The following is a 24,832-nucleotide window of genomic DNA, read 5'->3' as shown; positions in this document are numbered from 1 at the left end:
CGCTGCGCTACCGGCCGACATAACGACGAAAGAGACCGCACGATGAACACCACCACCGACGCGAGGCGCACCCTCGACGCCGCAGGCACGAACCGAATTTCCAGCCGCGGCGCGGTCGCCGCCGCGGTGATCGGCAACTGGCTCGAATTCTTCGACTTCACCGTGTACGGCTTTTTCGCCGTGATCATCGGCAGGCTGTTTTTTCCGTCGACGGACCCGACTACTTCGTTGCTGCTGTCAGTGGCGACCTTCGCCGCGGGTTTCATCACACGGCCGCTCGGCAGCGTGATGCTCGGCGTATACGCGGACCGCAAGGGGCGCAAGGCCGCGCTCAACCTGACCATCATGCTGATGGCGGCGAGCACCGGCCTGATCGCGCTCACGCCAACCTACGCCCGGATCGGTCTTGCCGCGCCGTTGCTGATCGTGTTCGCGCGTCTCGTGCAAGGCTTTTCGCAAGGCGGCGAGTTCGGCGCGGCCACCTCCACGCTGCTCGAACAGGGCGGCGGCACACGGCGCGGTTTTCGCGCCAGCTGGCAACTGGCGACGCAAGGCGGCGCGGCGCTGATGGGCGCGGGCATTGCGGCCGCGCTAGCGGCGGCGTTGTCGAAAGAAGCGCTGGAAAGCTGGGGTTGGCGCGTACCGTTTCTGCTCGGCGTGCTGATCGCGCCGGTCGGCATCTACCTGCGCCGCCGTCTCGCCGACGACACGTCCAGCGCGCACGGCCACGGGATCGAGCGCGGCGTGCTGCATGAACTCTTCACCGCGCATCTGCGTCCGCTCGTGCTGATCACGCTGACGGTGATGGGCGGCACGGTTTCGACCTACATCCTCACGTTCTACATGCCGACCTACGCGATCCACACGCTCGGCCTGCCGATGTCGCTGTCGATGCTGGTCGGCGTCGCGTCGGGCCTCGTGATGCTGATCACGTGCCCGCTGTTCGGTCTCGTATCCGACCGTATCGGCAGCCGCAAGCGGCCGATCCTGTTTGGCCGTGGCGTGCTGGTCGTGCTGCTGTTTCCGGCCTTCATGCTGATGAACCGCTTTGCGCAGCTATCGGTGGTGATGTCGCTGACCGCGCTGATGCTGGTGTTCTATTCGATGGGCTCGGCGTCGGAATTCGCGCTGATGTGCGAGTCGTTTCCGCGGCGCGTGCGTGCTACCGGCATTTCGATCGCGTATGCGGTGAGCGTGTGCGTGTTCGGCGGGACCGCGCAACTGGTCGCGACGTGGCTGATCCGGGTGACCGGCAGCAAGCTCGCGCCGGCCGGTTATGTAGCGGCGTGCGTGGCGGTGTCGCTGGTCGCGGTCTCGATGCTCAGGGAGACCGCGAACGAATCGATCGATTGAGTGATCGCGGCGCCTCCAATGGCGCCTTTTCCCATAGCCATGCAGGCAGCGCGCGGGCAACCCGCCCGCGCTCACTTCGTAGGCAGGCGAACCGCCTTCAACCGCGCCGCGCCACCATCTCCGACACGGTCTGCGCGGCCTGCTGCAACGGCTCCAGAAACGCCTTCACCATCTGCTTCGCCGAATTGCGCTGTGCGTTACCGCTGATGTTCATCGCCGCGATCACGCGCCCCTGGCGATTGCGGATCGGCGCGGACAGCGAAATCAGGCCGCCTTCCAGTTCCTGATCGACGATCGCCCATCCCTGGCGGCGCACCTGCGCGATCAGTCTCTTCAGCTCTTCCTTGTCGGTCACGGTGCGCGGCGTATGCGCATAGAGCGGCGTCGAACTGAGCGTCGCGTCGAGCGTTTCGTCGTCGAGCGCGGACAGCAGCACGCGGCCCATCGACGTGCAATAGGCGGGCAAGCGGCTGCCGATCGACAGATTGATGGTCATGATCTTGTGCGTCGGCACGCGCAGCACGTAGACGATCTCGGTGCGATCGAGCACGGCCGCCGAGCAGCTCTCGTGGACCTGCGCCGACAGGCTTTCCATCACCGGCTCGGCGAGATTCCAGAACGGCATCGACGTCAGGTACGCGAACCCGAGGTCGAGAATCTTCGGCGTGAGGCGAAACAGGCGGCCTTCGGCTTCCACGTAGCCGAGCGTCTGCAGGGTCAGCAGAATGCGGCGCGCGCCGGCGCGTGTCAGGCCGGTCGCGGCGGCCACATCGGTGAGTGTCTGTTCGGGGCGCGTCGCGTCGAACGCGCGGATGACCGCGAGGCCCCGCGCGAACGACTGCACATACGAGTCGCCCGGTTTGTCCGGGGCCGGTTCGGCGCTGGCGGGCACGGCGGAAGACGGCGGCAGGGCTTTGCTCATGGGCCTTGAGAATGCGTTCGAGGAAAGTGCGCGCGACGCCGCACCGGTTCACGCGGCGCGCGTTGGCGCAAAGGCGTGACGATAGCTTAAGCCTTTGTGATTCGCCAACTGGACACTGATTTACCCAACAATACCAGGGTTTGCGCGGATGCAGGCTGCATTCGAAATTTGTATGATGACCCGATAACATGATCAATCGAGGCATCGATGTTCGACAAGATTCCTGCGCGGGCGTTGAGCGATACGGTCGCCCAGCAGCTTCTGAAGCAGATCGACAAGGGCACGTTCCAGCGCGGCGGCAAGCTGCCGACCGAGGCCGTGCTGGCGCAGCAATTCGGCGTGAGCCGCACGGTGATCCGCGAGGCGATCTCGCGGCTGAAGAACGAGGGGGTGGTCGAGCCGCGTCAGGGCAGCGGCGTGTTCGTCGCGGCGCACGGCTCGATCCGGCCGTTGCGAATCGATTCGGCCGAAGCGGCCGAACCCGGCTCGGTCGTGCAGATCCTCGCGCTGCGTCGCGCGATCGAAGCGGAAGTCGCGTCGGAAGCCGCGATGCGCCGCAGCGATGCCGACATGGCGGCGATCGATGCGGCGCTCGCCCGCATCGATCAGGCGGTGGCCGAAGGCGAGGAGGGTGTCGCGGAAGATGTCGCGTTCCATCGTGCGATCGCGGCGGCCACCGGCAATCCGTATTTCCTCAAGACACTCACGTTCCTGAATCAATACCTGGAGGCGGGGACCGTAGTCACGCGCCGCAACGAGGCCTTGCGCGAGGACTTTTCGCGCCAGGTGCGCGAAGAGCATGCGGCGATTGCGGACGCGATTCGTGCGGGTGATCCGATGGCGGCCCGCAACGCGGCGCGCACGCATATGTACAACGCCGCACGGCGGCTCGCGGAAGCGGGGATTTGCTGAGGTTTCAGCCGACGGCGCAGCGAGCGCACCGATGAACGCATGCGCTCGTCGGGCGCGACAACGCAGAACGAATTCATAGAGGTCAAGCATGTCCAGAAATGTCGGTGTCATCGGTCTTGGTGCAATGGGCCTGGGTGTCGCGCGCTCGTTGTTGCGCGCGGGCTTTCGGGTCCACGCGTGCGATCTGCGCAGCGAGGTGCTGCAGGCGTTCGCCGACGAAGGCGGCGTCGCTTGCGCGACGCCTGCCGAACTCGGTGCGCAGTGCGAAGTGGTGGTCACGCTGGTCGTGAATGCCGCTCAGACCGAAGCCGTGCTGTTCGGCGAGCAGGGCGCGGTTGCCGCGATGAAGCCGGGCGGCGTGGTGATCGCGAGTGCGACCGTCGCACCGGACTTCGCGATCGAACTCGGCAAGCGGGTCGAGGCCGCCGGATTGCAAATGCTCGACGCGCCGGTTTCGGGCGGCGCGGCACGCGCCGCATCCGGCGAGATGACGATGATGACGTCCGGCCCGGCCGCCGCCTATGCCGCGTGCGAGGACGTGCTGGCCGCGATGGCCGGCAAGGTGTACCGCCTTGGTGCGGCGCACGGCGCGGGATCGAAAGTGAAGATCATCAACCAGTTGCTGGCCGGCGTGCATATCGCGGTGGCCGCCGAGGCGATGGCGCTCGGCCTGCGCGAAGGCGTCGATCCCGACGCGCTGTATGAGGTGATCACGCACAGCGCGGGCAATTCGTGGATGTTCGAGAACCGCGTGCCGCACATTCTCGCGGGCGACTACACGCCGTTGTCGGCAGTCGATATTTTCGTCAAGGACCTGGGCCTCGTGCTCGATACCGCGCGCCGCTCGAAATTTCCGTTGCCGCTGTCGGCGGCCGCGCATCAGATGTTCATGATGGCGTCCACGGCCGGCCACGGTGGCGAAGACGATTCCGCGGTCATCAAGATTTTCCCCGGCATCGACGTGCCGGCGGCGAAGTAAGCAGGAGAGCTACCCATGACGGCAACTACGAAACGCGCGCTGCTCGGCTGCATCGCCGACGACTTCACGGGCGCGACCGATCTCGCCAACATGCTGGTGCGCGGCGGCATGCGCACGGTGCAGACCATCGGCGTGCCCGCATCGAACGAAACGATCGAGGCCGACGCGCTGGTGGTCGCGCTGAAGTCGCGCACCATTCCCGCCGCCGATGCGGTTGCGCAATCGCTCGCCGCACTCGACTGGCTGCGCGCGCAAGGCTGCCGGCAATTTTTCTTCAAGTACTGCTCGACGTTCGATTCGACCGACGCGGGCAACATCGGCCAGGTGACCGATGCGCTGCTCGATGCGCTGAGCGCCGACGGTGGCCGCGCGAGCGCGTTGACGATTGCTTGTCCGGCGTTTCCCGAGAACGGCCGCACGACCTTTCGCGGCCACCTGTTCGTCGGCGACGTGCTGCTCAACGAGTCGGGGATGGAAAACCATCCGCTCACACCGATGCGCGATGCGAACCTCGTGCGCGTGCTGCAACGTCAGACGCAATCGAAGGTCGGCCTCGTGCGTTACGACGCGGTGGCCAAAGGCGTGTCGAGCGTGCGCGCGGCATTCGATGCGCTGCGTGAGGACGGTGTGCGCATGGCGATTGCGGACGCGGTGTCCGACGCCGATCTCCATGTGCTCGGCGAAGCCTGCGCGGACCTGACGCTGATCACCGGCGGCTCCGGCGTTGCGCTGGGCCTGCCCGCTAACTTCCGCCGCGCGGGCTTGCTCGCGGAGCAGAACGACGCTGCGCAACTGCCGCGTGTCGAAGGTCTATCGGCGGTGCTGGCCGGCAGCGCGTCGACGGCGACTAACGCGCAGGTGGCGGCATGGCGCGCGAACCGGCCCGCGTTTCGCGTTGATCCGCTAGCGGCGGCGCGCGGCGAAGCCGTCATCGAGCAGGCGCTGGCCTTCGCGCAGACGCATCTCGAACGTGGCGAGCCCGTGCTCGTCTACGCGAGCGCCACGCCCGACGAAGTCAAAGCCGTGCAACGTGAGCTAGGCGTCAACGAAGCGGGGCATCTGGTCGAAGTGACGCTCGCGTCGATCGCGCGCGGCTTGCACGAACGCGGCGTGCGCAAGTTCGTGGTGGCGGGCGGGGAAACATCGGGCGCGGTCGTGCAGGCACTCGACGTGCGCACGCTGCGCATCGGCGCGCAGATCGATCCGGGCGTGCCGGCTACCGCGACGACCGGCGCCGAACCGCTCGCCCTCGCGCTGAAATCCGGCAACTTCGGCACGACCGATTTCTTCGAGAAGGCCCTGCATCATCTCGACGGAGCCGCGCAATGACCGGCACACCCGCACTCCATACGAGCAACGAAGCGCGCATTCGCGAGGAAATCTGCGTGAGCGGCGCGAGTCTCTATCAACGCGGCTATACGGTGGGCACCGCGGGCAACATCAGCGCGCGGCTCGACGACGGCTGGCTGATCACGCCGACCGACGCGTGCCTCGGCCGGCTCGATCCCGCCGATATCGCCAAGGTCGATTTCGACGGCAACGCCGTGTCGGGCGGCAAGCCTTCGAAAACGCTGGCGCTGCATCGCGGCATCTATGCGCGCAACAGCGCGGCGCGCGGCATCGTCCATACGCATTCGACGCACCTGGTCGCGCTGACGCTCGCGGGTGTGTGGAGCGAGGCGGACGTGCTGCCGCCGCTCACACCGTACTACGTGATGAAAGTGGGCCACGTCCCGTTGATTCGCTATCAGCGTCCCGGCGATCCGCAAGTGGCCGCGCAGATCGCCGCGCTCGCCGGTACGGTTCGCGCGGTGCTGCTGGAGCGGCTCGGGCCGGTGGTGTGGGAGCGCTCCGTCGCGCAGGCGTCGTATGCGCTCGAAGAACTCGAAGAGACCGCGCGCCTGTGGCTGATGACGAATCCGCGGCCCGCGCCGCTCGACGAAGCCGCACTCGAAGAACTGCGTGCGGTGTTCGGCGCAAGCTGGTAAAGAAAATCGGCACAACAAAGCCCTGCCGCCCAAAGCGGCGCACGAGGCTATTCATGGAAGGAGACAATGCATGAGCTCGTATCAGGCCGCAGCAAGCCGTCCCATCGCCGCCAGCGCGGCACAGCCCGGCGCTGCCGAAGTTGAACGCACCTATAAGAAGGTGTTCTGGCGCATCGTGCCGTTTCTCATGCTGTGCTACGTGGTCGCTTATCTGGATCGCGTGAACGTCGGCTTCGCGAAGCTGCAGATGTCGCAGGACCTCGCGTTCAGCGAAACGGTGTTCGGCCTCGGCGCTGGTGTGTTTTTCATCGGGTACTTCCTGTTCGAGTTGCCGAGCAACATTCTGATGCACAGGATCGGCGCGAAGATCTGGATTGCGCGGATCATGATCACGTGGGGCTTGCTGTCCGCGCTGTTCGTGTTCGTGAAGACGCCGATGCAGTTCTATCTGTTGCGTTTTCTGCTGGGTCTCGCCGAGGCCGGTTTCTATCCGGGCGTGATCCTGTATCTGACCTACTGGTTTCCGTCGCATCGGCGCGCGAAGATCATCGCGGTGTTCATGTCGGCGATTCCGGTGTCGGGGATTTTCGGCAACCCGTTGTCCGGCTGGATCATGCAGGCGTTCCATAACAGCTCGGGTTTCGCGGGCTGGCAGTGGATGTTCCTGATCGAAGCGATTCCCGCGGTGGCGATCGGTATTGCGACGATCCTCTATCTCGACAACGGCATCGCCAGCGCGAAATGGCTGAGCGAGCGAGAAAAGCGCCTGCTCACCGATGAAATCGCCGCTGCGCAGCCGCAGGAGACAAACCTGAAGCACTCGCTCGGCGCGGTGTTTCGCGATCCGCGCACGTGGTGGATGTCGCTGATCTACTTCGCGTTCGTCACCGGTCAATACGGTCTGACGTTCTGGATGCCGACGCTCGTCAAATCGACGGGCGTGAGCGGCGCGCTCAATATCGGTCTGCTGAGCGCGATTCCGTTTCTGTGCGCGATCGTCGTGATGAACGTGATGGGCCATAGCGCCGACAAACGCCGCGAGCGCCGCTGGCATCTGATCGTGCCGGCGCTATTCGGCGCAGTCGGCTTCACGGTGGCCGCTTCGTTCGCGGACAACACGGTGGTGTCGATCGCGTTCCTGTCGTTGGCCGCCGCCGGTGTGCTGACCTGCGCGCCGCTCTTCTGGTCATTGCCGACCGCGTTCATGTCGGGCGCCAGTGCGGCTGCCGGCATCGCGATCATCAATTCGATCGGCAATCTCGCGGGCTTCGCGAGTCCGTACATGATCGGCTATCTGAAAGACCTCACGCACAGCACGCAGACTGGCATGTATGTGCTGGCCGGCATGCTGGTGATCGGCGCGGCGGCCACGTGGCTTACGCCGGCGAAGCTGGTCAATCGCTAAATCGACGTTGGCGCGGCGCGCCCGTTCATTGCTTGCGCCGCGCGTTTGCTCACACCGTTTCCCAGGAGTTGCCGCCATGCCTCGTTTCGCCGCCAACCTGACGATGATGTACAACGAGCACGCTTTTCCAGATCGTTTCGCCGCCGCCGCGAAAGACGGCTTCGAAGCAGTCGAGTATCTGTTTCCGTATGATTTCCGCGCCGGCGAACTAAAGGCGCGGCTCGACGCGAACGGACTCACGCAGGCGCTCTTCAATGCGCCGCCCGGCGACTGGGCCGGCGGCGAGCGCGGCATCGCTTCGCTGCCGGGCCGCGAGGACGAGTTCCGGCGCGGCTTCGACACTGCGCTCGAGTACGCGCGGGTGCTCGGCAACCGCAAGGTGCACGTGATGGCCGGCCTGATCGGCGCGGATCAGCCGCGCGCTAAACATCGCGAGGTGTATCTGAAGAATCTCGCGCACGCTGCACAGACCGCGCAAGCCGAAAACGTCATGGTCGTGATCGAGCCGATCAACACGCGCGACATGCCAGGCTTTTTCCTGAACCGTCAGGACGACGCCCAGGCGATTTGTGCGGAAGTCGGCGCGCCGAATCTGAAAGTGCAGTTCGACTGCTACCACTGCCAGATCGTCGAAGGCGATCTCGCAGTGAAACTCAAACGCGATATGGCCGGCATCGGCCACATCCAGATCGCGGGCGTGCCGGAGCGGCACGAGCCCGACCTCGGCGAACTGAACTACCCGTATTTGCTGGAACTGATCGATTCGCTCGGCTACGACGGCTACATCGGGTGCGAATACCGGCCGCGCGCGGGCACTTCCACCGGCCTCGGCTGGTTGAAGCCCTATCTGCCCGCCGCCCGCTAACCCTCATCAAACGAAAGACGACCCATCATGAAAGTACTGATTACCGGCGGCGCGGGTTTTCTCGGCCAGCGTCTCGCGCGTGAACTGCTCTCGCGCGGTTCCCTGAAAGACCAGCAAGGCGCGCCGCAAGCGATTACCGAACTGGTGCTGCTCGACGTGGTGCGTGCGGGCGATGTCGGCGACAGCCGCGTGCGCACGGAAGTGGGCGATATCGCCGAGCGCAGCGTGCTGGAACGCGTGATCGACGGTAAAACTTCGGCGATCTTCCATCTGGCCGCGATCGTGAGCGGCCAGGCCGAGGCGGATTTCGATCTCGGCATGCGCATCAATCTGGATGCGTCCCGTTTGCTGCTGGAAGTTTGCCGGCAGCGCGGGCATCGGCCGCGCGTGGTGTTCACGAGTTCGGTCGCGGTCTATGGCGGCGACCTGCCCGAGATCGTGCAGAACGACACCGCGCTGAATCCGCAGTCGTCGTATGGCGCACAGAAGGCGATCGCGGAATTGTTGCTCAACGATTACGCGCGGCGCGGTTTCGTCGATGGCCGCGTGCTGCGGCTGCCCACCATCAGCGTGCGGCCGGGGCGGCCGAATGCGGCGGCGTCATCGTTCGCGAGCGGCATCATCCGCGAGCCGCTGAACGGCGAATCGGCGACGTGCCCGGTCGCGGGCTCGACGCGCCTGTGGCTGCTGTCGCCCCGCAAGGCGATCGAGAGCCTGATCGCTGGGCTCGAAATCGACGCGGCCGCGCTCGGCAACCAGCGCGTGTTGAATCTGCCCGGCATTTCGGTGAGCGTCGACGAGATGATCGCCGCGCTGCGCGAGGTCGCCGGCGACGCTGTCGCGCAGCGGATCGTGCGTGAGCCGGATGCGCGCGTGGAGAAGATCGTTGGCAGCTGGCCGGGGCAGTGGAACACGTCGCGCGCCGAAGGGCTGGGACTGAGCGGCGATCGCAGCTTCGCGGACGTGATTCGCGCGTATATCGCGGATGAGGGAATCGAGGTTCGATGAGGAGCTTTGGGCTCGGCTTCATTTCAGTTTCTGTTCGGCTGCGGCTTCGGTTTTAGCCTTGGCTCCGGGGCTGGCTAGCAGTTGCACGCCGGCGGCCCGCTCGCCAGAGCGGGTGCGCGGAGCTGGCTGCGCCCTCAGCTTCAGTTCCTTGCCAACGGCCATGAGTTGCACCCCAGCGGGGCCGCGCCCCTCAACGGCCTCAGGATTCACCGCTATTCCTCCGACGCAAGACGGTCACTGCGCGTCAATCCCCCTGCACGTATTCCCTGGTGCGCGCCTGGTCGCGCTTGACACGGTTTCACGCTCGCGCCTATTATCGAGTCTCATTGTTCGATATATGACCGTGTGTTCGTATAAAGAACAAATGGCAATTTCGAAACCGTCGTTCACCATCCTGCGCTAAGCTGCCTTGACGTGGCGGCTGCCGTGTCACCGCTTCCCGTTGCGCTCGCCGGGCCGATGCCTCAGCGCATCCCGTCCACATTGGCGCCAGCGCCAGCGCGGCCGGCTACGGCACAGCGCACGCAGCACATCAACTGGAGACATCACATGACCGAAGCATTCCTGTGCGACGCGATTCGCACCCCCATTGGCCGCTATGCGGGTTCGCTGTCGTCGGTGCGCGCCGACGATCTGGGCGCGGTGCCGCTCAAGGCGCTGATGGAGCGCAACAAGAGCGTCGACTGGGACGCGATCGACGACGTGATTTACGGCTGCGCGAACCAGGCCGGTGACGATAACCGCAATGTGGCGCGCATGTCGTTGCTGCTCGCAGGCCTGCCGCAAGGCGTGCCGGGCTCGACGGTGAACCGTCTGTGCGGCTCGGGCATGGACGCGGTCGGCATCGCGGCGCGCGCGATCAAGTCGGGCGAGGCCGCGCTGATGGTGGCGGGCGGCGTTGAAAGCATGAGCCGCGCACCGTTCGTGATGCCCAAGGCAAGCAGCGCGTTTGCGCGCCAGGCCGAGATTTACGACACGACGATCGGCTGGCGCTTCGTCAACCCGCTGATGAAGAAGCTGTACGGCGTCGACTCGATGCCGGAGACCGGCGAAAACGTCGCGACCGACTACAACATCAGCCGCGCCGATCAGGACGCCTTCGCGCTGCGCAGCCAGCAGAAGGCGGCACGTGCGCAACGCGACGGCACGCTGGCGCAGGAAATCGTCGGCGTGACGATTGCGCAGAAAAAGGGCGATCCGATCACGGTCTCGCAAGACGAACACCCGCGTGAAACCAGCCTCGAAACGCTCGCCAAGCTCAAGGGTGTGGTGCGTCCGGACGGCACGGTCACGGCGGGCAACGCGTCGGGCGTGAACGACGGCGCGGCGGCTCTGCTGCTCGCCAACGAAGCAACGGCGAAACGCTTCGGCCTCACGCCGCGTGCTCGCGTGCTGGGTATCGCCACGGCCGGCGTCGCGCCGCGCGTGATGGGCATCGGCCCGGCGCCCGCCACGCAAAAACTGCTCGCGCGTCTGAACATGACCATCGATCAGTTCGACGTGATCGAACTGAACGAGGCATTTGCTTCGCAAGGTATCGCGGTCTTGCGCGCACTCGGTGTTGCCGACGACGACGCGCGCGTGAATCCGAACGGCGGCGCGATCGCGCTCGGCCACCCGCTCGGCATGAGCGGCGCGCGTCTGGTGACGACCGCGATGTATCAGCTGCAGCGCACGCAAGGCCGCTTTGCGTTGTGCACGATGTGTATCGGCGTCGGCCAGGGCATCGCGATCGCTATCGAGCGCGTGTAATGGTTTGACGTGGGGCGTGTCGGTTGTCGGCACGCGTCTGCGCTTTGCAAGGCATCATGAACAGCCCCATCGCTCGTGCGATGGGGCTGTTTGTTTTGTGCGTCGTAGCTTGTCTTTGCGCGCAGTGGATGTGTGCGGGCTCGCTGTGTGCTACCCGTTAAGTAGAATCGTTTGGAAGCGGTTGTCCTGGAGATGTGGGTGTGTCTGGCGTCGAACGCGTGTGTCCTGTACTTCGGACTACCGCCAGGCCGGATCGAACACTGTCGCAAGGAGCGCGCAAATGAAGGCAATGACGATTGGCACCGCATTGATAGTCGCGACATTCGCCACGGCGCAACCGGCGTGGGCACAAGACGACATGGCGAGCGCTGCGCAAGGCGTGATCGGCGCAGTGCAGCCGGTGCACATGAAGGCGGAAATCGTCGGCATCGATGCGGGCAGCCGCTCGCTCACGCTGAAGGGGCCTGGCGGCAATGAAATGCTCGTTCTGGTAGGCCAACAGGTCGCCACCTTCGAGCAACTGAAGGTGGGCGATCGGGTAGACGTGCTTTATAAAAACGCGCTGCTCGTGAAGGCCGAGAAGGTCGTTGGGGCGGAGAAGGGGATTCGCAAGCGCGTCGACAAGCAGACATACACGCCGGCTTCAAGTGGTTTCGAATCGGCGCGTCAGACCGAAGTGGTTGCCACCGTCGAGAAGATCGACCACAAGAAGCGGCTCGTCACTCTGCGTGGCGCATATCGGGCGCAGACGCTCGAAGCCGGTCCCGGCGTCGATCTCGAAGGAGTGAAGGCGGGCGATACGATCCATGCGGTATTCGTATCGGCCGCAGCTGTGCAGATCACGCCGGTGGGGCAGTGAGCGTGATGCACGCGGCGCGCTGACGACTACCGATACCGGCGAAGCACATACCCCCTCGCATCAGGGGGAGCCGCCAAATTTCTTCTAACGCATGTGCACCGTCCAGCCATCACGCGATCGCTACATTGCGCATCGAACGGCTTCGCTAACGCGCTGTAGGTGTGCCGATGCTCAACCACGCAAGCCTTCCCAGCCAACGCGCGATCACCCCGCGTCTGGCCGGCAGCAAGCTGCTCAACGACACACGCGCGGCAGCTTTGCCGTCCGTGCTGAGCCACACGCGCTCGCCGCGTTGCAGGCGGAACTCGTCGCCGGGCGCGAGCCAGTGATCGTAAGGTGAACTGACGCGCGTGAGCCAGACGCGCGCGCCTTGCACTGCCAGCGTGCTGTCGGCATCGACGCGCCAGGTCAGCGTCGCGCCGGGCAACACGGAAAAATGCACTACCACTATCGGCAGAAGCTCGTCGGACCGATGCCGATACGACACCAGACTCGAGTCATCGTCCATGCACTGCGGGCTTGCCTGATCCATCTTCGTTCTCCGTCATCGAGCCGGCTGACGGAGGCGCCCACAAAACAAAAGGCCCCTTCCGTTACCGGCGGGGCCTTGGGGGTCTTGTTTGCAGATTCAGACTACTAGCGCACACATGCTCCCAATGGCCAGCCAGTGATGGCTCGCATCGGGTAGTTAATCGCAATGGCGATGGAGAGGTGCGTCAGCATGGAATCGAGTGTGCCGTTTTGCCGCAGGGCTTGTCAATCAAAATGTGCCGCTTTATGCATGCATCACGCGGATTGACGCGCGCGCTTCCATGCAGGCAGATTCATTTCACCGCATTCACTCCTGAACGACGATGACGAGCAACCGTAACCGCAGCATCAAACGACGTCTGCAATCTGCGCTGTTCATGCTGGCCGCCCTCGCTGCCGGTCCGGCTTGCGCCGCGAGCTTCGACTGTAATCGGGCGCGTTTGCCCGACGAGAAGACGATCTGCGCTTCCCGGCAACTGAGCGAGCTGGATGTCGAGATGTCGGTTCGCTATCAGATGCTGACCGGTCTCGTCGCGATGGGCACGCGCGGCAATATGCAGGACGAACAACAGGCATGGCTGAAGTCGAGGCAGGCATGTGGCCGCGATTACGCGTGTCTGCTCGCCGCATATCGTCGGCGCATCGGCACGCTGAAGGACGAGTACGCGCGCCTGGCGAGCCGCGGACCGTTCTGATTTCGCATTTCGCATCTGTATTCGCAGTTGCGCGTGCGGCGAGCACGCGGCCACGCGGCGGGCGCCGCGCCCGTCCGCCGTGACAATCTATGTCGCGATATGTCACAACGGCCGCAAAACGCCCGCGAACCCTTGCCCAGCAGGCTTCCTTCACGATGAAACGAGGCGACATATCTGCGTTGCTGATTTACCCGGCTCGTCCTTCTATAGTCCGTTTGTCGCCAGACCGCAGTGACACAAGTGGCCCGAACTCAGCAAGGACATATCGTGAAAAATCGTTCGTTCGTCGTGCCGGTCAGCACTGCTTGTGTTGCGTCATCGGCAGTCTCTTCATTCTCACGCAGTGCGTTGCGCAGGCTCGTGCTCGGCGCCACCGCCGCCGTGCTCGCGCTCGGCAGCGCGTCGGCGTTCGCGTGGTCGCAGCACGGCACGGCGTACACATCGCGCGGCACCTACAACGGCGCCCACTACGGCTCGTGTGGCGGCGGCAGCTGTTCGCACGCTGGCGGCGTGGCGGGCCCTTATGGCGGCTTTGCCAGCAACACCGGCACGGTGACGCGCAATGCGCCGGGCCAGTTCTCGAATTCGGGCACGGCGACCGGGCGTTACGGCAACTCCGTCCAGCATGCCGGCGACACCAGTTGCGCCGGCGGCAGTTGTTCGCACACCGGCACGCTGACAGGCCCGGACGGCAAAACGGCCACAACCTCCGGCGACGTGACGAAGACCGCGCCGGGCCAATATTCGTCGTCGGGATCGATCACCGGCTCGAACGGCAACACGGTCGATCATTCGGCATCGACCCAATGCGCAGGTTCGACCTGCTCGCGCTCGGGCGCGGTGACGGGCTCGGACGGCGGGAGCGTCTATCACTCCGGCACGGCGACGCGCGTCGCGCCCGGCGTCGTCACGACGTCGACGAGCGTGACCGGCACGCACAGCAACACGGTGACGACGAGCGGCACGGTGGTGACGAGCGGTGTCGTCGCGACCGGCGGTACGACGGTCGTGGTCGCGCCGAAGCCGGTGGTGTACGTGCCGCCGCCTCCGCCGCCGGTCGTCTACATTGCGCCGAAGCCGGTCGTGGTCGCGCCGCCGGTTGCTTATGTTGCGCCGCCGCCGGTGGTGTACGCACCGCCGCCGCCGGCCGTGTATGTCGCGCCGCGCATCGTGTACGTCGCGCCGGCGCCGCGCCCGGCGGTGTGGGTGCCGGGCCACTGGGTCGGGCGAGTCTGGGTGCCGGCGCATTGGGCGTGAGGAGCGCGGCGATGCGAGTCCGTCATGACGCGATCGATGAACAGCCTAGGAGTGTGGCGCGCCGCTCGCGTGTCGAAGCGTTATCGACACCGGCTGTTTTCAAAGGCCTGCTCGCGGCGCTCATTGTCGCGCTAGGTCTGACGGCGGCTGCGAGCGAGTTCATCGCAGACGCTCACGGCCTTCGCGCGAACGATCCGCCCGAAGCGTCGCAAGATTGTTCCGCACGATACGCCGCGTTGCTCGACCTGGCCGAACTGGCGCGGTGCGACGGCAAATCGTCTGAGATCGTCGTGCGGGGGTTGAGCGCGCACGCCGGCGCGATGAGCGCCTGTCTGCCGGCAAGCCGTAGCGAACCCGTGCCGCAATAAAAGCACCGTGTGCTCGCGCTCGCCGCACGGCGCGCCACAGCTAACCCACCGGGTCTTCCTCGCGATGGCGAGTCAGATCGCACTCCAGAAATATCGCGCCGGGAATCGGATTGAACACGTAAGCCGCAATGGCTTCGAAACCCAGCGACGCATATAGCCGCAGCGCTGCGTGCATGGTCGGCAGCGTGTCGAGGCGGATGCGCTGATAGCCCGATTCTCTTGCCACCGCGCAAATGCGCGTCGCCAGTTGCTTGCCGGCCTGCAAACCGCGACCCGATGGACGGACGTAAAGACGTTTCATCTCGCAGGTCGTGTCATCGAGCGGGCGCACCGCGACGCAGCCGACGATATCCGCTTCGTGATAAGCGAGCAGCACACGGCCGCGAGGCGCAGCGAATTTGCCGGGCAGGTCGGCGAGTTCGGAATCGAAATTCTGGAAGCCGAGATCGATGCCCAGACTCTCGGCGTATTCACGAAAGATGGCCCGGACGGCGTCGAGCTGTTCCGGGAAGCGGGCGGTCTGGATGTGGATCATTCGCGCGTTGTAGTGGGCTGTTTCGACGTGGCGCAGGCTTGCTGCGCTTTGAATGCGAGCAGTTTAACGGAACGTGTGCAGTGAGATGTCGCCACCGCGCAGGCCTTATTGCGTTTCTTCGAGCACTACCGGAAAGCGGATATGGAACGTCGTCCCCACACCCTCGCGGGACACGAAATCGATGTGGCCATTCAATATGCGGCACAACTCCTTGACGATCGAGAGACCCAGACCCGTGCCCGGAATATCCCCGCCCGCGGCGCGCTCGAACTCGTCGAACACGCGCTCCGCGTCCGAAGCCGAAATGCCTACGCCGGTATCGGACACGCGTATCGTCCAATGCTCTGTGCCGGCCATGGCGAACTGCAGTTCGACCTGGCCTGACTTCGTGTACTTGGTCGCGTTGGACAGCAGATTGACCGCGATCTGTTTGAGCTTGAGACGATTGGATGTCACCGTCTTCAATTCCGGGTCGCACGATGCGCGCAAGCTCAGCCCTTTGGCGTCGATCAACGGACGCGTCGACGTGGCCAGTTCGTCATAAAGCTCGCGCAATTCAACCTGTTCGAGTGCGAGCGGCGCGCCGTCGCCGAGCATGACCGCATACTCGACCATCTGGTCGACGAGCAGCTTCATGTCGGCGGTCTGCCGGTTCGCAAGCGCCAATGCGGTATCGGCCTTCGATGGCGCTCGCCCGATCAGTTGCAGTGCGATCGAAAACGCATTGAGGAAATTACGCAGGTCGTGCACCACGCTGCGTGTGATCTGCATACGCGATTCGTGCAACTCGCCCACCAGCCGCTGTTTCAGGATCAACTCGTGGTTCGCGCGTTCGAGTTGACCGGTGTACTCGTCGATCTTGCGGTCGCGCTCGCTGACCACTTCCTTGATCGACGTGTACGACACCATGCTGAACGCTTCGGCGATCAGCCGCCGCGCGCGGCTTTCATGACGGCGCGTGAAGGTGCTGTCCTGCTGCGCGAACGCGTCGAGCGCTTCGCCGAGCACCTGATGGAAGAGGTCGAGTTCACGCACTAGCTCCTCGATCCGATAGCCCTGGCGCCACCGCACGTTGCCGTGTTTTTTTGCGTTGCGTTCGATCGACGTTTCGACGCGCTCCAGATCTTCGCTATCGAGCGCCGCGCAGAGTCCTTCGAGAATCTCCGGCAGATGATCGGCGAGTTGCTGGTACGTGAGTTTGTCGGCCTCGACGAGATCGAGGTCGCTCGCGACGGCGTTCATCCATTGTCCGGTGAGCCGGAGTCGCTCTGAGCGGACGAAGTCGGCGAAATTGCGCAGCGGGCTCACGCGGGTGTCCGTCATAACTGAGACGCAGGTGAAGTTTCAACAATGTGAAGGCTCAAACCACGGCGCACATATTGGTCGCGGAGCCCTATGCGTACTCGCGAGAAACAAGCTGTCCGTGGCAGTGATGGGGAGACAACCAGCAGGCGCTCCGCTCACGGGCAATTAAAACGCGCCGTTCAAGCCGATCACCGCGTTCATTATCACCGCATTCTCCATGAGTGGAACATTTGTTGCGGCGCCACCAGAAACGAGCAAGACAATCAACCGGCGAACGCTGATGCACTCAATCCTGTTGGTGGACGACGAGCCGGAAATCCTTGCGGCGTGGCGCTTGATTCTGGAACGTGAAGGTTATGAGGTGGGTTGCGCGAGCAACGGCGCAGAGGCGATGGCGCGCGCGGCAGCGCACGTTCCCGACCTGGTTATCACCGACTGGATGATGCCGATCATGGACGGCGCTGAATTGTGCCGGCGTCTGCGGGCGCTGGCCGGATTCGCCGATGTACCCATTGTCATTCATACCGCGGTCCCGCCGCTCGAAGCCGATGGGAAGAACTGGGACGTGTGCGTGCGCAAGCCGGTCGGCGCGGAGCGCTTTCTGGCGACGGTCGCGCAACTGTGCAAGCGCCCGCATTGAGATGCTGGGCGGGCGGCTCAATCCCTCGAGCCGCCGGCATTGGCCGCCTTCACGAAGTCGACGAACGCGCGCAACGGCGCCGGCATGTGGCGGCCGCCGGGATAGTAGAGAAAGGGCCCCGAAAAGCGTTGCCACCACGGCTCCAGAATGGGCTCCAGCGCGCCGCTGTCGAGTTGCGCACGCAGCATGTCTTCGAATAGATGGATCACGCCGACGCCTGCCGCCGCGCAACTGACCGCAAGGTCGATCGCAGCGCCTGGCCGCACGATCAGTGGTCCAGACGGATTCAATTGCAGCACTTCGCCATCGCGCTCGAAATACCAGGTCGGTGTGGCGCCGCCGGCGAATTGGGCGCGCAAGCATGCATGCGACAGTAGTTCGCGCGGATGCTCGGGGCGTCCGTGGGCGTCGAGATAGGCCGGGCCCGCGGCCGTCGCGAAGCGCTGCACGCGCGGCCCGATCGGGATCGCGATCATGTCCTGTTCGAGGCGCTCGTCATAGCGAATGCCGGCGTCGCAGCCGATCGACAGCACGTCGACGAAGCCGTCCTCGACCACCACTTCGACGCGGATATCCGGGTACTGCTTGAGGAAGGACGCGATAACGTTCGGCAGGACGATGCGCGCCGTGCTCGACGGCACGTTCAGTTTGAGCGTGCCGGTCGGCGTGTCCCTGAAGCCATTGAGGACATCCAGCGCCGCTTCCATTTCGCCGAACAGCGGCGTCAGCTTTTCGATCAGACGCAGCCCGGCCTCCGTCGGCGCGACGCTGCGCGTGGTGCGGTTCAAGAGACGTAGCCCGAGTTTGCTCTCCAGGCGCCGCACGGCGATGCTCAGACTCGATGCGGACACGCCGCCGCTGCGCGCCGCGTCGCGAAAGCCGCCCGCGCGGGCGACGGAGACGAAGGCGGCAAGGTCGTTCAATTCCATCGTGATTGTTCATATTTTTAAACAACCCGTACACGTTAGACCCGTTTATTCAACAACGCAATCCCGGCGATACTGCCGCTCATCCACTCATCAAGGAGCGTGTCATGTCGAATGTCAGTTTCGGGGAGACCTTTTCGCTTGCCGGCCGCACGGTGCGGCGCATGGGCTACGGGGCGATGCAGCTTGCCGGCCCCGGCGTGTTCGGGCCGCCGAAAGACCGCGCCGCGGCGCTCGCGGTGCTGCGCGAGGCGGTGGCCTCGGGTGTGAACCACATCGATACGAGCGACTTTTACGGACCGCACATCACCAACCAGCTGATTCGCGAAGCGCTGCATCCGTACCCGGACGATCTCGTGATCGTCACGAAAGTGGGCGCGACGCGTGGCGACGATGGCGCGTGGCTACCGGCGCTTGAACCGGCGGACATCGAACGCGGCGTGCACGACAACCTGCGCAACCTCGGCCTCGACGTGCTGGAAGTCGTCAACATGCGCATCATGGGCAGCGTGCACGCGCCCTCCGAAGGCTCGATCGAAAAGCAGGTGACGGCGCTCGCCGGGCTTCAACAGCGCGGGCTCGTGCGTCATATCGGCTTGAGCAATGTGACCGCTGCACAAATCGACGAGGCGCGGCGCATTGCGGAGGTGGTCTGCGTGCAGAACCACTACAACCTCGTGCATCGCGAGGACGACGCCTTGATCGACGATCTCGCCGACAAGGGCATCGCCTACGTGCCGTTTTTTCCGCTCGGCGGATTTACGCCGATCCAGTCGTCGGCGCTATCGGATATCGCGCAGACGCTCGGCGCGACGCCGATGCAGGTGGCGCTCGCGTGGCTGTTGCGTCGGGCACCTAACATTCTGCTGATCCCTGGTACGTCCTCGCCTGGACATTTGCACGAGAACCTGGCGGCGGCGCATTTGAGCCTGAGCGGTGAGGTATTCGGCCAGCTGAACGCAATCGGCGGCACAAAAGGTTAAGTGCGATTGCTTTGGCGTGGCTAGGCTGGGCGCGTCGAATTTCGGCGGGCGTCGTCATACCGACCCGGCGATGTGCTCCCGCAACCATTGATGCGCCGGGTCGCGATGTGAACGCTCATGCCAGAGCATCGCCATCTCGTAGCCCGGCACGTCGACGGGCGGCTCGACCATGCGCACCGCGCCCCAGTCGCGCGCGAGCCGCTCGGGCAGCATACCGACGAGGTCGGTGCTCGCCAGCACCGACAGCATGAACAGGAAGTGCGGCACCGACAGCGCCACCTTGCGGGTGAGTCCCGCTTTCGCGAGCACTTCGTCGGTGACGCCGACAAAGCCGCCGCCCACCGGCGACACGATCACATGGTCGAGTTTGCAGAACTGCGCGAGTGTCGGCCGGCGCTTGAGCCGCGGATGATCCGCGCGGCCCGCCAGCACATAACGCTCCGCAAATAGCACGCGCCGGCGCAATCCTTCGGGCGAGCCTTCGCTCGTGTGAAATGCCAGATCGATCTCGCCGCGTTCGGCCTGTTTCGCGATGCGCGGCGGCGCCGCTTCGACGACGGCGAGCCGCGTGCCCGGCGCCGCCGCGCGCATGCCGGCCAGCGCGGGCAGGATGATCGTCGACTCGGCGTAATCGCTCGCGGCGACGCGCCACGTGTGCGTGGCCACCGCCGGATCGAACGGACTCGCCGGGGCGACCGCGCGTTCGAGCGCTGCGAGCGCCTCGCGCAGCGGTTCGCGCAACGCCTCGGCGCGCGCGGTGGGCCGCATGCCACGCGGCCCTGGTAGCAGCAGCGGATCGCCGAACACGTCCCGCAATTTGGCCAGATGCACGCTGACCGACGGCTGCGAGAAGTTCAGGCGTTCGGCCGCTCGCGTCACGTTGTGCTCCGACAGCAGGACGTCGAGCGTAACGAGCAGATTGAGGTCGAGTGTTCGGAGATTAACCATCGCAATACCAGATATACGGGGAATTCATTTCCAATATACCGGAGTGGAATCTATCGTGATGTCATTCCATCACGAAAAGAGAGCACGGTCATGAAAGTTCTGCTTGTTTATGCGCACCCTGAACCGAAATCGTTGAACGGGTCGCTGAAGGATTTCGCGGTCAAGCGGCTCCAGGGCGCCGGCCACGTCGTGCAGGTTTCCGACCTGTACGCGATGCAGTGGAAAGCCTCGCTCGATGCGCACGACAGCATCGAGCGGCAAGCCAGCGAGCGCTTTTATCCGTCCCGCGAGTCGAAACACGCGTTCGAGAACGGCTTGCAGAGCGCGGACATCGTCCGTGAGCAGGAGAAGCTGATGTGGGCGGATGCGGTGATCCTGCAGTTTCCGCTCTGGTGGTTCTCGATGCCCGCCATCCTCAAGGGCTGGGTGGAACGCGTCTATGCGTACGGCCTCGCGTACGGCGTCGGCGAGCACTCCGACGCGCGCTGGGGCGAGCGTTATGGGGAGGGCAAGTTCGCCGGCAAGCGTGCGATGCTGGTGGTCACGACCGGCGGCTGGGAGTCGCACTACAGTGCGCGTGGCATCAATGGCCCGATGGACGACGTGCTGTTTCCGATCCAGCACGGCGTTCTGTATTACCCCGGTTTCGACGTGCTGCCGCCGTTCGTGGTTTATCGCACGAGCAGAATCGACGAGGCGAACTATGCGGCGGTTCGCGACGCATTGGGCAAAAGACTCGACGATCTCTGGACCACCCAGCCGATTCCGTTCCGGCAGCAGAACGGCGGCGCGTATGCGATTCCTGAACTGACGCTGCGGGACGATCTGGCGCCGGAGCGGGTCGGCTTCGCCGCGCATGTCGAATAGGCTGGGCAGGGAGGGGCGAACGTTCGCTCCTCCCTTCGTGTGGGCGTGTGGGGCTTCTCTCTGAAGGGATCGTATGTTTCGCTGAAATTTGGTTGTAAGTCGCTATTGCTAGAGTCGTCGACGCAAGCAGGCCGCCGCATGCCGGATTGTGTTCTTCGGACACCTAGACAGGGGGGAGCGACACCATGAATCCAGTTCGTGCGTTCTGGCTCATTCTGACGCTGCTCGTCACGGCGCCCGCATGGGCTTATGAGTCCCGGGTCGTCACCATTCCCAGCGCGGCGATGCACGAATCGTTCGAGGCGACGGTGGTGCTGCCCGACCAATATGCGCGACGCAATACGGCCAATCGCTTTCCCGTCATCTATCTGTTGCACGGCTCGGGCGGCGACTACACCGACTGGGCCACGAATTCGCCCATCGGCAAGCTGGCCGACCGCTATCACGTGATTCTCGTCATGCCCGACGGCGGTCATGAAAGCTGGTACATCGACAGTCCGGTCAACCCGCGCAGCCGTTACGAAACTTATGTGGGCACGGAAGTGGTGGCTTACGTCGACGCGCACTTCCGCACGCTTGCAACGAAAGAGGCGCGCGCGATTACCGGCCTGAGCATGGGCGGATTCGGCGCGCTGCATATCGCGCTGGGCCGGCCGGACGAATTCGGCGCGGCGGGCAGCATCAGCGGCGCGGTAGACCCGCGCGGCTCCGAGGACGAGCCCGGCATCGAGCAGGTATTCGGCGACCCGGCCCGTGACGCGGGCTTCTGGAACAGCGAGGCGATCGTCGAGAATGCGCGCAGTTTCGACGACGCGCATATCGCGCTGACGATCGACTGCGGCGTGAACGATTCGCTCGTGCAGTCGAATCGCATGCTGCACGAGCGGCTCGTCGAACTCGGGGTGCCGCATGACTACGCCGAGCGGCCCGGCGGCCACACGTGGACGTACTGGTCGAACGCGGTGCAGTATCAGGTCTTGTTCTTCGCCAGCGCGTTCAGGCACGCGCGCATGGCCAGCACCGCGGCTGGCAACCTCACCAGCGCCGCAAGCTGAATGCACAAATTCGAACACCGCACTGCGCCGTTCAATCGATGCCGTGAAACACCGCGTCATCCGGGCCGAGATACGCAGGCCGGCGCCACGCGGCGTCGCGCATCGAATGCTGAACCAGCTTTTCGACACCCAGCAGCACCGCGAAAATCGCCATCCGCACCGGAATGCCGTTGTCGGTCTGCCGGAAAATCGCCAGCCGCGCGTCGTGATTCAGGTCCACGCTCAGGTCGTTCGCGCCGGGCCGGCTGTCGCGCGGCAGCGGGTGCATGATCAGCGTGTCGGCCCCGCATACGCTGTCCACCAGCGCTTGATTGATCTGGAAGTCGGGGGTGTAGCCTTCGAACGATTCGTCGGTGAAGCGCTCTTTCTGGATGCGCGTCGCGTACACCACGTCGGCGCCGCGCAAGCCGTTGGCGAGGTCGTGAGTCTGCTCGATCACGTGGCCGTTGCGCGAAATCTGCTCGGTGATGTAGCCGGGCATTTCGAGCATCGGCGGCGAGATCAGGGTGAATTTGATGCCGCGGTACAGCGCCAGCAGCTTCACCAGCGAATGCACGGTGCGCCCGTACTTCAGGTCTCCCACCAGCGCGATATGCGCGCCGTCGACGATTTTCCCCAGACGCGAAAACTCCCGCTGGATCGTGTAGAGATCGAGCAGGGCCTGGCTCGGATGCTCGCCGGGGCCGTCGCCGCCGTTGATTACCGGCACGTTGGTCGCGCGCGCGAATTCGGCCACCGAGCCTTGCTCCGGATGGCGGATCACTAGGGCGTCGACGTAGCCGCTCATCACGCGGCTCGTGTCGTAGATCGACTCGCCCTTGGCCATCGAGGAAAACGTGAAGCCAGTGGTGTCGCACACCGAGCCGCCCAGCCGGCAGAAGGCCGCGCCGAAGCTCACGCGGGTGCGCGTGCTGGCCTCGAAGAACAGATTGCCGAGCACCGCGCCTTCGAGCACGCGGGAGATTTTGCGGCGCCGCGCGATGGGCTGCATGATGTCGGCCACCCGGAACAGCGCCTCCACCGAGTCGCGCGAGAACTGATCGACCGACAACAGCTGTGGCCGCCCTTCGAACAGCATTTGGCTGGCGAGCGATTGCGAATCTACGCTCTGCGTATATTTCTCGCCGGGGTCGCCATGCACCACGATCTCTGATACGAAGCGCTCGACGATCTCCGGCATGGCGCGCGATTCCTGCGAATCGTCCGGCAGAAGCCACGTGTCGAGCGCCCGGCGCGACACGCCGATGCGGCTCGCGAACGTGTCGCGCGTCATGTTTAGGCGACGCATCGCATCGCGTAGGAAGGCTTGTTGCGGGACGCTCATGGGGACCTGTCGGAGAAGGGAGTAGGCGGTGGATGTACGCGGTGCGTATATTAGTTGCCCTGTGAGAGAAGTCAAGCGCTTTTCGAGACGGCTTTGCCAGACGGCGCCGCAGCCGGTTACACTGCGCTTCATGCACTCCGGCCCCACGTTCCGACTCCGCCTGTCGACCCTCGCACACGACGCTTCCACGAGCGTTGCGGGGATGCCCGCGCACGGGTGGCGCGTTCGCAGCAGCGCGACCCGTCCGAACGTCGGCGCCAAAGCCAAAAAACAGCCGCTCATCTGACCGGAGCACGCTGTTCCGTCAGATGTGCGACGGAACAGCCGGTCACCGCCCGCCTGCGGCCTGTCCTGAATGTTTCCCTCGTACCGCTGAACGGAATCGATACGGTCGCGTCATCGAGGTAGAAACATGTCTGATTTTTCGGGTATCTGGATTCCGCTCATTACGCCGTTCGCCGACGGCGCCGTCGATCACGCCGCGTTACGCGCGCTGGTGCGCCGCTATGCCGACGCGGGCGTCGCCGGGCTGGTCGCGCTCGGCACGACCGGCGAGCCTGCCGCGCTCGATGCCGCCGAGCAGGACGCCGTGCTCGCGACGATTCTCGACGCCGCGCAAGCCGCGGCTCGTGGCGGGGACGGCGCGAACGGCGCGCGGGCGCTGCCGGTGCTGGTCGGCGTATCGGGCAATCACACGGCGAGCATGCGCGAGCGCATCGAACGACTCAGCACGCTGCCGATCGCCGGCGTGCTGATTGCCGCGCCGTATTACATCCGGCCGTCGCAAGCGGGCATCGTCGATCATTTCACCGCCCTCGCCGATGCGAGCGACAAGCCGGTCGTGTTGTACGACATTCCGTACCGGACCGGCGTGCGGCTCGAACTCGACACGCTGCTGACGCTCGCCGCGCATCCGCGGATTCAGGCTGTGAAGGATTGCGCCGGTTCGCTCGACACCACGCTCGCGCTGATTCGCGACGGCCGCCTGCAGGTGCTCGCCGGCGAGGACGTGGCGATCTTCAATACCGTGTGTCTGGGTGGCAGCGGCGCGATCGCGGCGTCCGCGCATCTGCGGCCGGAGCGCTTCGTTGCGCTCTATCGCGCGCTGACGGCAGGCCGGCTCGACGAAGGCCGGCGCATTTTTCACGAGCTGGTGCCGCTGATTCAGGCGGCGTTCGCCGAACCGAATCCGGCGCCGGTGAAGGCGCTGCTCGCCGCGCAAGGGCTGATCCGCAACGAACTGCGCATGCCGATGACGCGCGCGAGCGATGCGCTCGCCGCGCTGCTGGAAGGGCTCGGCGCACCAGGTGTATTTGAACAGGATGCCGAACGATCGGCCTGATCGAATCGTCGCG

General features: G+C 64.8%; 26 protein-coding genes. 18 read left to right on the top strand and 8 right to left on the bottom strand.

Annotated elements, in window-relative coordinates:
* The first annotated feature begins 42 nt into the window (after positions 1-42).
* Complete coding sequence (locus HV770_RS12440) at positions 43-1,353, top strand: MFS transporter (protein WP_175159956.1); 1,311 nt, start codon at positions 43-45, stop codon at positions 1,351-1,353.
* A gap of 97 nt (positions 1,354-1,450) precedes the next feature.
* On the opposite strand, the gene HV770_RS12435 is transcribed toward HV770_RS12440, so the two are convergent.
* Positions 1,451-2,275, bottom strand: coding sequence for an IclR family transcriptional regulator (locus HV770_RS12435; protein ID WP_121321147.1), 825 nt, complete (start codon positions 2,273-2,275; stop codon positions 1,451-1,453).
* A 207-nt stretch (positions 2,276-2,482) separates the two neighbouring features.
* Here HV770_RS12435 and HV770_RS12430 point away from each other — a divergent pair, with 207 nt between their 5' ends.
* The 7 genes from HV770_RS12430 to denD all read left to right on the top strand — a co-directional run bounded on the left by HV770_RS12430 (position 2,483) and on the right by denD (position 9,432).
* Positions 2,483-3,187: a FadR/GntR family transcriptional regulator gene (locus HV770_RS12430; RefSeq protein ID WP_175159955.1), complete on the top strand. Its 705-nt coding sequence runs from the start codon at positions 2,483-2,485 to the stop codon at positions 3,185-3,187.
* Between the two features lie 88 nt (positions 3,188-3,275).
* The gene (gene ltnD / locus HV770_RS12425; RefSeq protein WP_175159954.1) at positions 3,276-4,166 is read left to right on the top strand and encodes an L-threonate dehydrogenase; all 891 of its coding nucleotides are present in this window, start codon (positions 3,276-3,278) and stop codon (positions 4,164-4,166) included.
* 15 nt (positions 4,167-4,181) lie between these two features.
* Positions 4,182-5,495 carry a 3-oxo-tetronate kinase gene (otnK, locus tag HV770_RS12420; RefSeq protein WP_175159953.1) on the top strand — a complete coding sequence of 438 codons (1,314 nt, stop codon included), beginning with the start codon at positions 4,182-4,184 and terminating at the stop codon, positions 5,493-5,495.
* On the top strand, positions 5,492-6,154 hold the full coding sequence (gene otnC / locus HV770_RS12415; protein ID WP_175159952.1) for a 3-oxo-tetronate 4-phosphate decarboxylase: 663 nt from the start codon (positions 5,492-5,494) through the stop codon (positions 6,152-6,154). The genes otnK and otnC overlap by 4 nt, the downstream gene beginning before the upstream one ends.
* 70 nt (positions 6,155-6,224) lie before the next feature.
* Positions 6,225-7,559 (top strand): MFS transporter, encoded by a 1,335-nt coding sequence (locus HV770_RS12410; RefSeq protein WP_175159951.1) that lies wholly within the window; start codon positions 6,225-6,227, stop codon positions 7,557-7,559.
* 76 nt (positions 7,560-7,635) lie between these two features.
* Positions 7,636-8,424: a 2-oxo-tetronate isomerase gene (otnI, locus tag HV770_RS12405; RefSeq protein ID WP_175159950.1), complete on the top strand. Its 789-nt coding sequence runs from the start codon at positions 7,636-7,638 to the stop codon at positions 8,422-8,424.
* A 27-nt stretch (positions 8,425-8,451) separates the two neighbouring features.
* Positions 8,452-9,432, top strand: coding sequence for a D-erythronate dehydrogenase (denD, locus tag HV770_RS12400; protein WP_175159948.1), 981 nt, complete (start codon positions 8,452-8,454; stop codon positions 9,430-9,432).
* An 18-nt stretch (positions 9,433-9,450) separates the two neighbouring features.
* Here the strand turns inward: denD and HV770_RS12395 are convergent, their stop codons facing one another.
* A complete protein-coding gene (locus tag HV770_RS12395; RefSeq protein WP_175159946.1) occupies positions 9,451-9,594 on the bottom strand; it encodes a hypothetical protein in 144 nt (47 codons plus the stop codon).
* A gap of 387 nt (positions 9,595-9,981) precedes the next feature.
* Between HV770_RS12395 and pcaF the strand changes: the two genes are divergently transcribed.
* Both pcaF and HV770_RS12385 read left to right on the top strand, forming a co-directional pair.
* Positions 9,982-11,184: a 3-oxoadipyl-CoA thiolase gene (gene pcaF / locus HV770_RS12390; RefSeq protein ID WP_121321162.1), complete on the top strand. Its 1,203-nt coding sequence runs from the start codon at positions 9,982-9,984 to the stop codon at positions 11,182-11,184.
* A 280-nt stretch (positions 11,185-11,464) separates the two neighbouring features.
* The gene (locus tag HV770_RS12385) at positions 11,465-12,043 is read left to right on the top strand and encodes a hypothetical protein (protein WP_175159944.1); all 579 of its coding nucleotides are present in this window, start codon (positions 11,465-11,467) and stop codon (positions 12,041-12,043) included.
* Between the two features lie 145 nt (positions 12,044-12,188).
* Here the strand turns inward: HV770_RS12385 and HV770_RS12380 are convergent, their stop codons facing one another.
* Entirely contained in the window at positions 12,189-12,575 is a 387-nt protein-coding gene (locus HV770_RS12380) for a DUF2917 domain-containing protein (RefSeq protein WP_175159942.1), read from the bottom strand.
* 322 nt (positions 12,576-12,897) lie between these two features.
* Here HV770_RS12380 and HV770_RS12375 point away from each other — a divergent pair, with 322 nt between their 5' ends.
* The 3 genes from HV770_RS12375 to HV770_RS12365 all read left to right on the top strand — a co-directional run bounded on the left by HV770_RS12375 (position 12,898) and on the right by HV770_RS12365 (position 14,894).
* On the top strand, positions 12,898-13,269 hold the full coding sequence (locus HV770_RS12375) for a lysozyme inhibitor LprI family protein (RefSeq protein ID WP_175159940.1): 372 nt from the start codon (positions 12,898-12,900) through the stop codon (positions 13,267-13,269).
* Positions 13,270-13,536: 267 nt separating this feature from the next.
* Entirely contained in the window at positions 13,537-14,526 is a 990-nt protein-coding gene (locus HV770_RS12370; protein WP_175159938.1) for a hypothetical protein, read from the top strand.
* Between the two features lie 11 nt (positions 14,527-14,537).
* Positions 14,538-14,894, top strand: a complete 357-nt coding sequence (locus HV770_RS12365) for a hypothetical protein (protein ID WP_246290876.1) — start codon at positions 14,538-14,540, stop codon at positions 14,892-14,894.
* 40 nt (positions 14,895-14,934) lie between these two features.
* On the opposite strand, the gene HV770_RS12360 is transcribed toward HV770_RS12365, so the two are convergent.
* Positions 14,935-15,429, bottom strand: a complete 495-nt coding sequence (locus HV770_RS12360) for a GNAT family N-acetyltransferase (protein WP_175159936.1) — start codon at positions 15,427-15,429, stop codon at positions 14,935-14,937.
* A gap of 105 nt (positions 15,430-15,534) precedes the next feature.
* Positions 15,535-16,752, bottom strand: a complete 1,218-nt coding sequence (locus tag HV770_RS12355; RefSeq protein WP_175159934.1) for a sensor histidine kinase — start codon at positions 16,750-16,752, stop codon at positions 15,535-15,537.
* Between the two features lie 262 nt (positions 16,753-17,014).
* Between HV770_RS12355 and HV770_RS12350 the strand changes: the two genes are divergently transcribed.
* The gene (locus HV770_RS12350) at positions 17,015-17,374 is read left to right on the top strand and encodes a response regulator (protein WP_175159932.1); all 360 of its coding nucleotides are present in this window, start codon (positions 17,015-17,017) and stop codon (positions 17,372-17,374) included.
* Positions 17,375-17,391: 17 nt separating this feature from the next.
* Here HV770_RS12350 and HV770_RS12345 read toward each other — a convergent pair whose 3' ends face one another.
* Positions 17,392-18,303, bottom strand: coding sequence for a LysR family transcriptional regulator (locus HV770_RS12345; protein ID WP_175159930.1), 912 nt, complete (start codon positions 18,301-18,303; stop codon positions 17,392-17,394).
* 104 nt (positions 18,304-18,407) lie between these two features.
* Between HV770_RS12345 and HV770_RS12340 the strand changes: the two genes are divergently transcribed.
* Positions 18,408-19,283: an aldo/keto reductase family oxidoreductase gene (locus HV770_RS12340; protein ID WP_175159928.1), complete on the top strand. Its 876-nt coding sequence runs from the start codon at positions 18,408-18,410 to the stop codon at positions 19,281-19,283.
* Positions 19,284-19,337: 54 nt separating this feature from the next.
* Here the strand turns inward: HV770_RS12340 and HV770_RS12335 are convergent, their stop codons facing one another.
* Entirely contained in the window at positions 19,338-20,231 is an 894-nt protein-coding gene (locus HV770_RS12335) for a LysR family transcriptional regulator (RefSeq protein WP_425497404.1), read from the bottom strand.
* Between the two features lie 90 nt (positions 20,232-20,321).
* On the opposite strand from HV770_RS12335, the gene HV770_RS12330 reads away from it, so the two are divergent.
* Both HV770_RS12330 and HV770_RS12325 read left to right on the top strand, forming a co-directional pair.
* Complete coding sequence (locus HV770_RS12330) at positions 20,322-21,098, top strand: NAD(P)H-dependent oxidoreductase (protein WP_175159927.1); 777 nt, start codon at positions 20,322-20,324, stop codon at positions 21,096-21,098.
* 185 nt (positions 21,099-21,283) lie between these two features.
* A complete protein-coding gene (locus HV770_RS12325; RefSeq protein WP_175159926.1) occupies positions 21,284-22,153 on the top strand; it encodes an alpha/beta hydrolase in 870 nt (289 codons plus the stop codon).
* A 31-nt stretch (positions 22,154-22,184) separates the two neighbouring features.
* Here HV770_RS12325 and HV770_RS12320 read toward each other — a convergent pair whose 3' ends face one another.
* Positions 22,185-23,477 (bottom strand): aspartate carbamoyltransferase, encoded by a 1,293-nt coding sequence (locus HV770_RS12320; protein ID WP_175159925.1) that lies wholly within the window; start codon positions 23,475-23,477, stop codon positions 22,185-22,187.
* Positions 23,478-23,889: 412 nt separating this feature from the next.
* Here HV770_RS12320 and dapA point away from each other — a divergent pair, with 412 nt between their 5' ends.
* Positions 23,890-24,819, top strand: a complete 930-nt coding sequence (dapA, locus tag HV770_RS12315; RefSeq protein ID WP_175159924.1) for a 4-hydroxy-tetrahydrodipicolinate synthase — start codon at positions 23,890-23,892, stop codon at positions 24,817-24,819.
* The last annotated feature ends 13 nt before the right edge of the window (positions 24,820-24,832 follow it).

It is taken from the genome of Paraburkholderia fynbosensis (genome assembly GCF_902859935.1).
GTDB classification, from domain to species: domain Bacteria; phylum Pseudomonadota; class Gammaproteobacteria; order Burkholderiales; family Burkholderiaceae; genus Paraburkholderia; species Paraburkholderia fynbosensis.
Note: the sequence above shows the minus strand (reverse complement) of the source record. Positions and strands in the feature narration are given on the sequence as shown.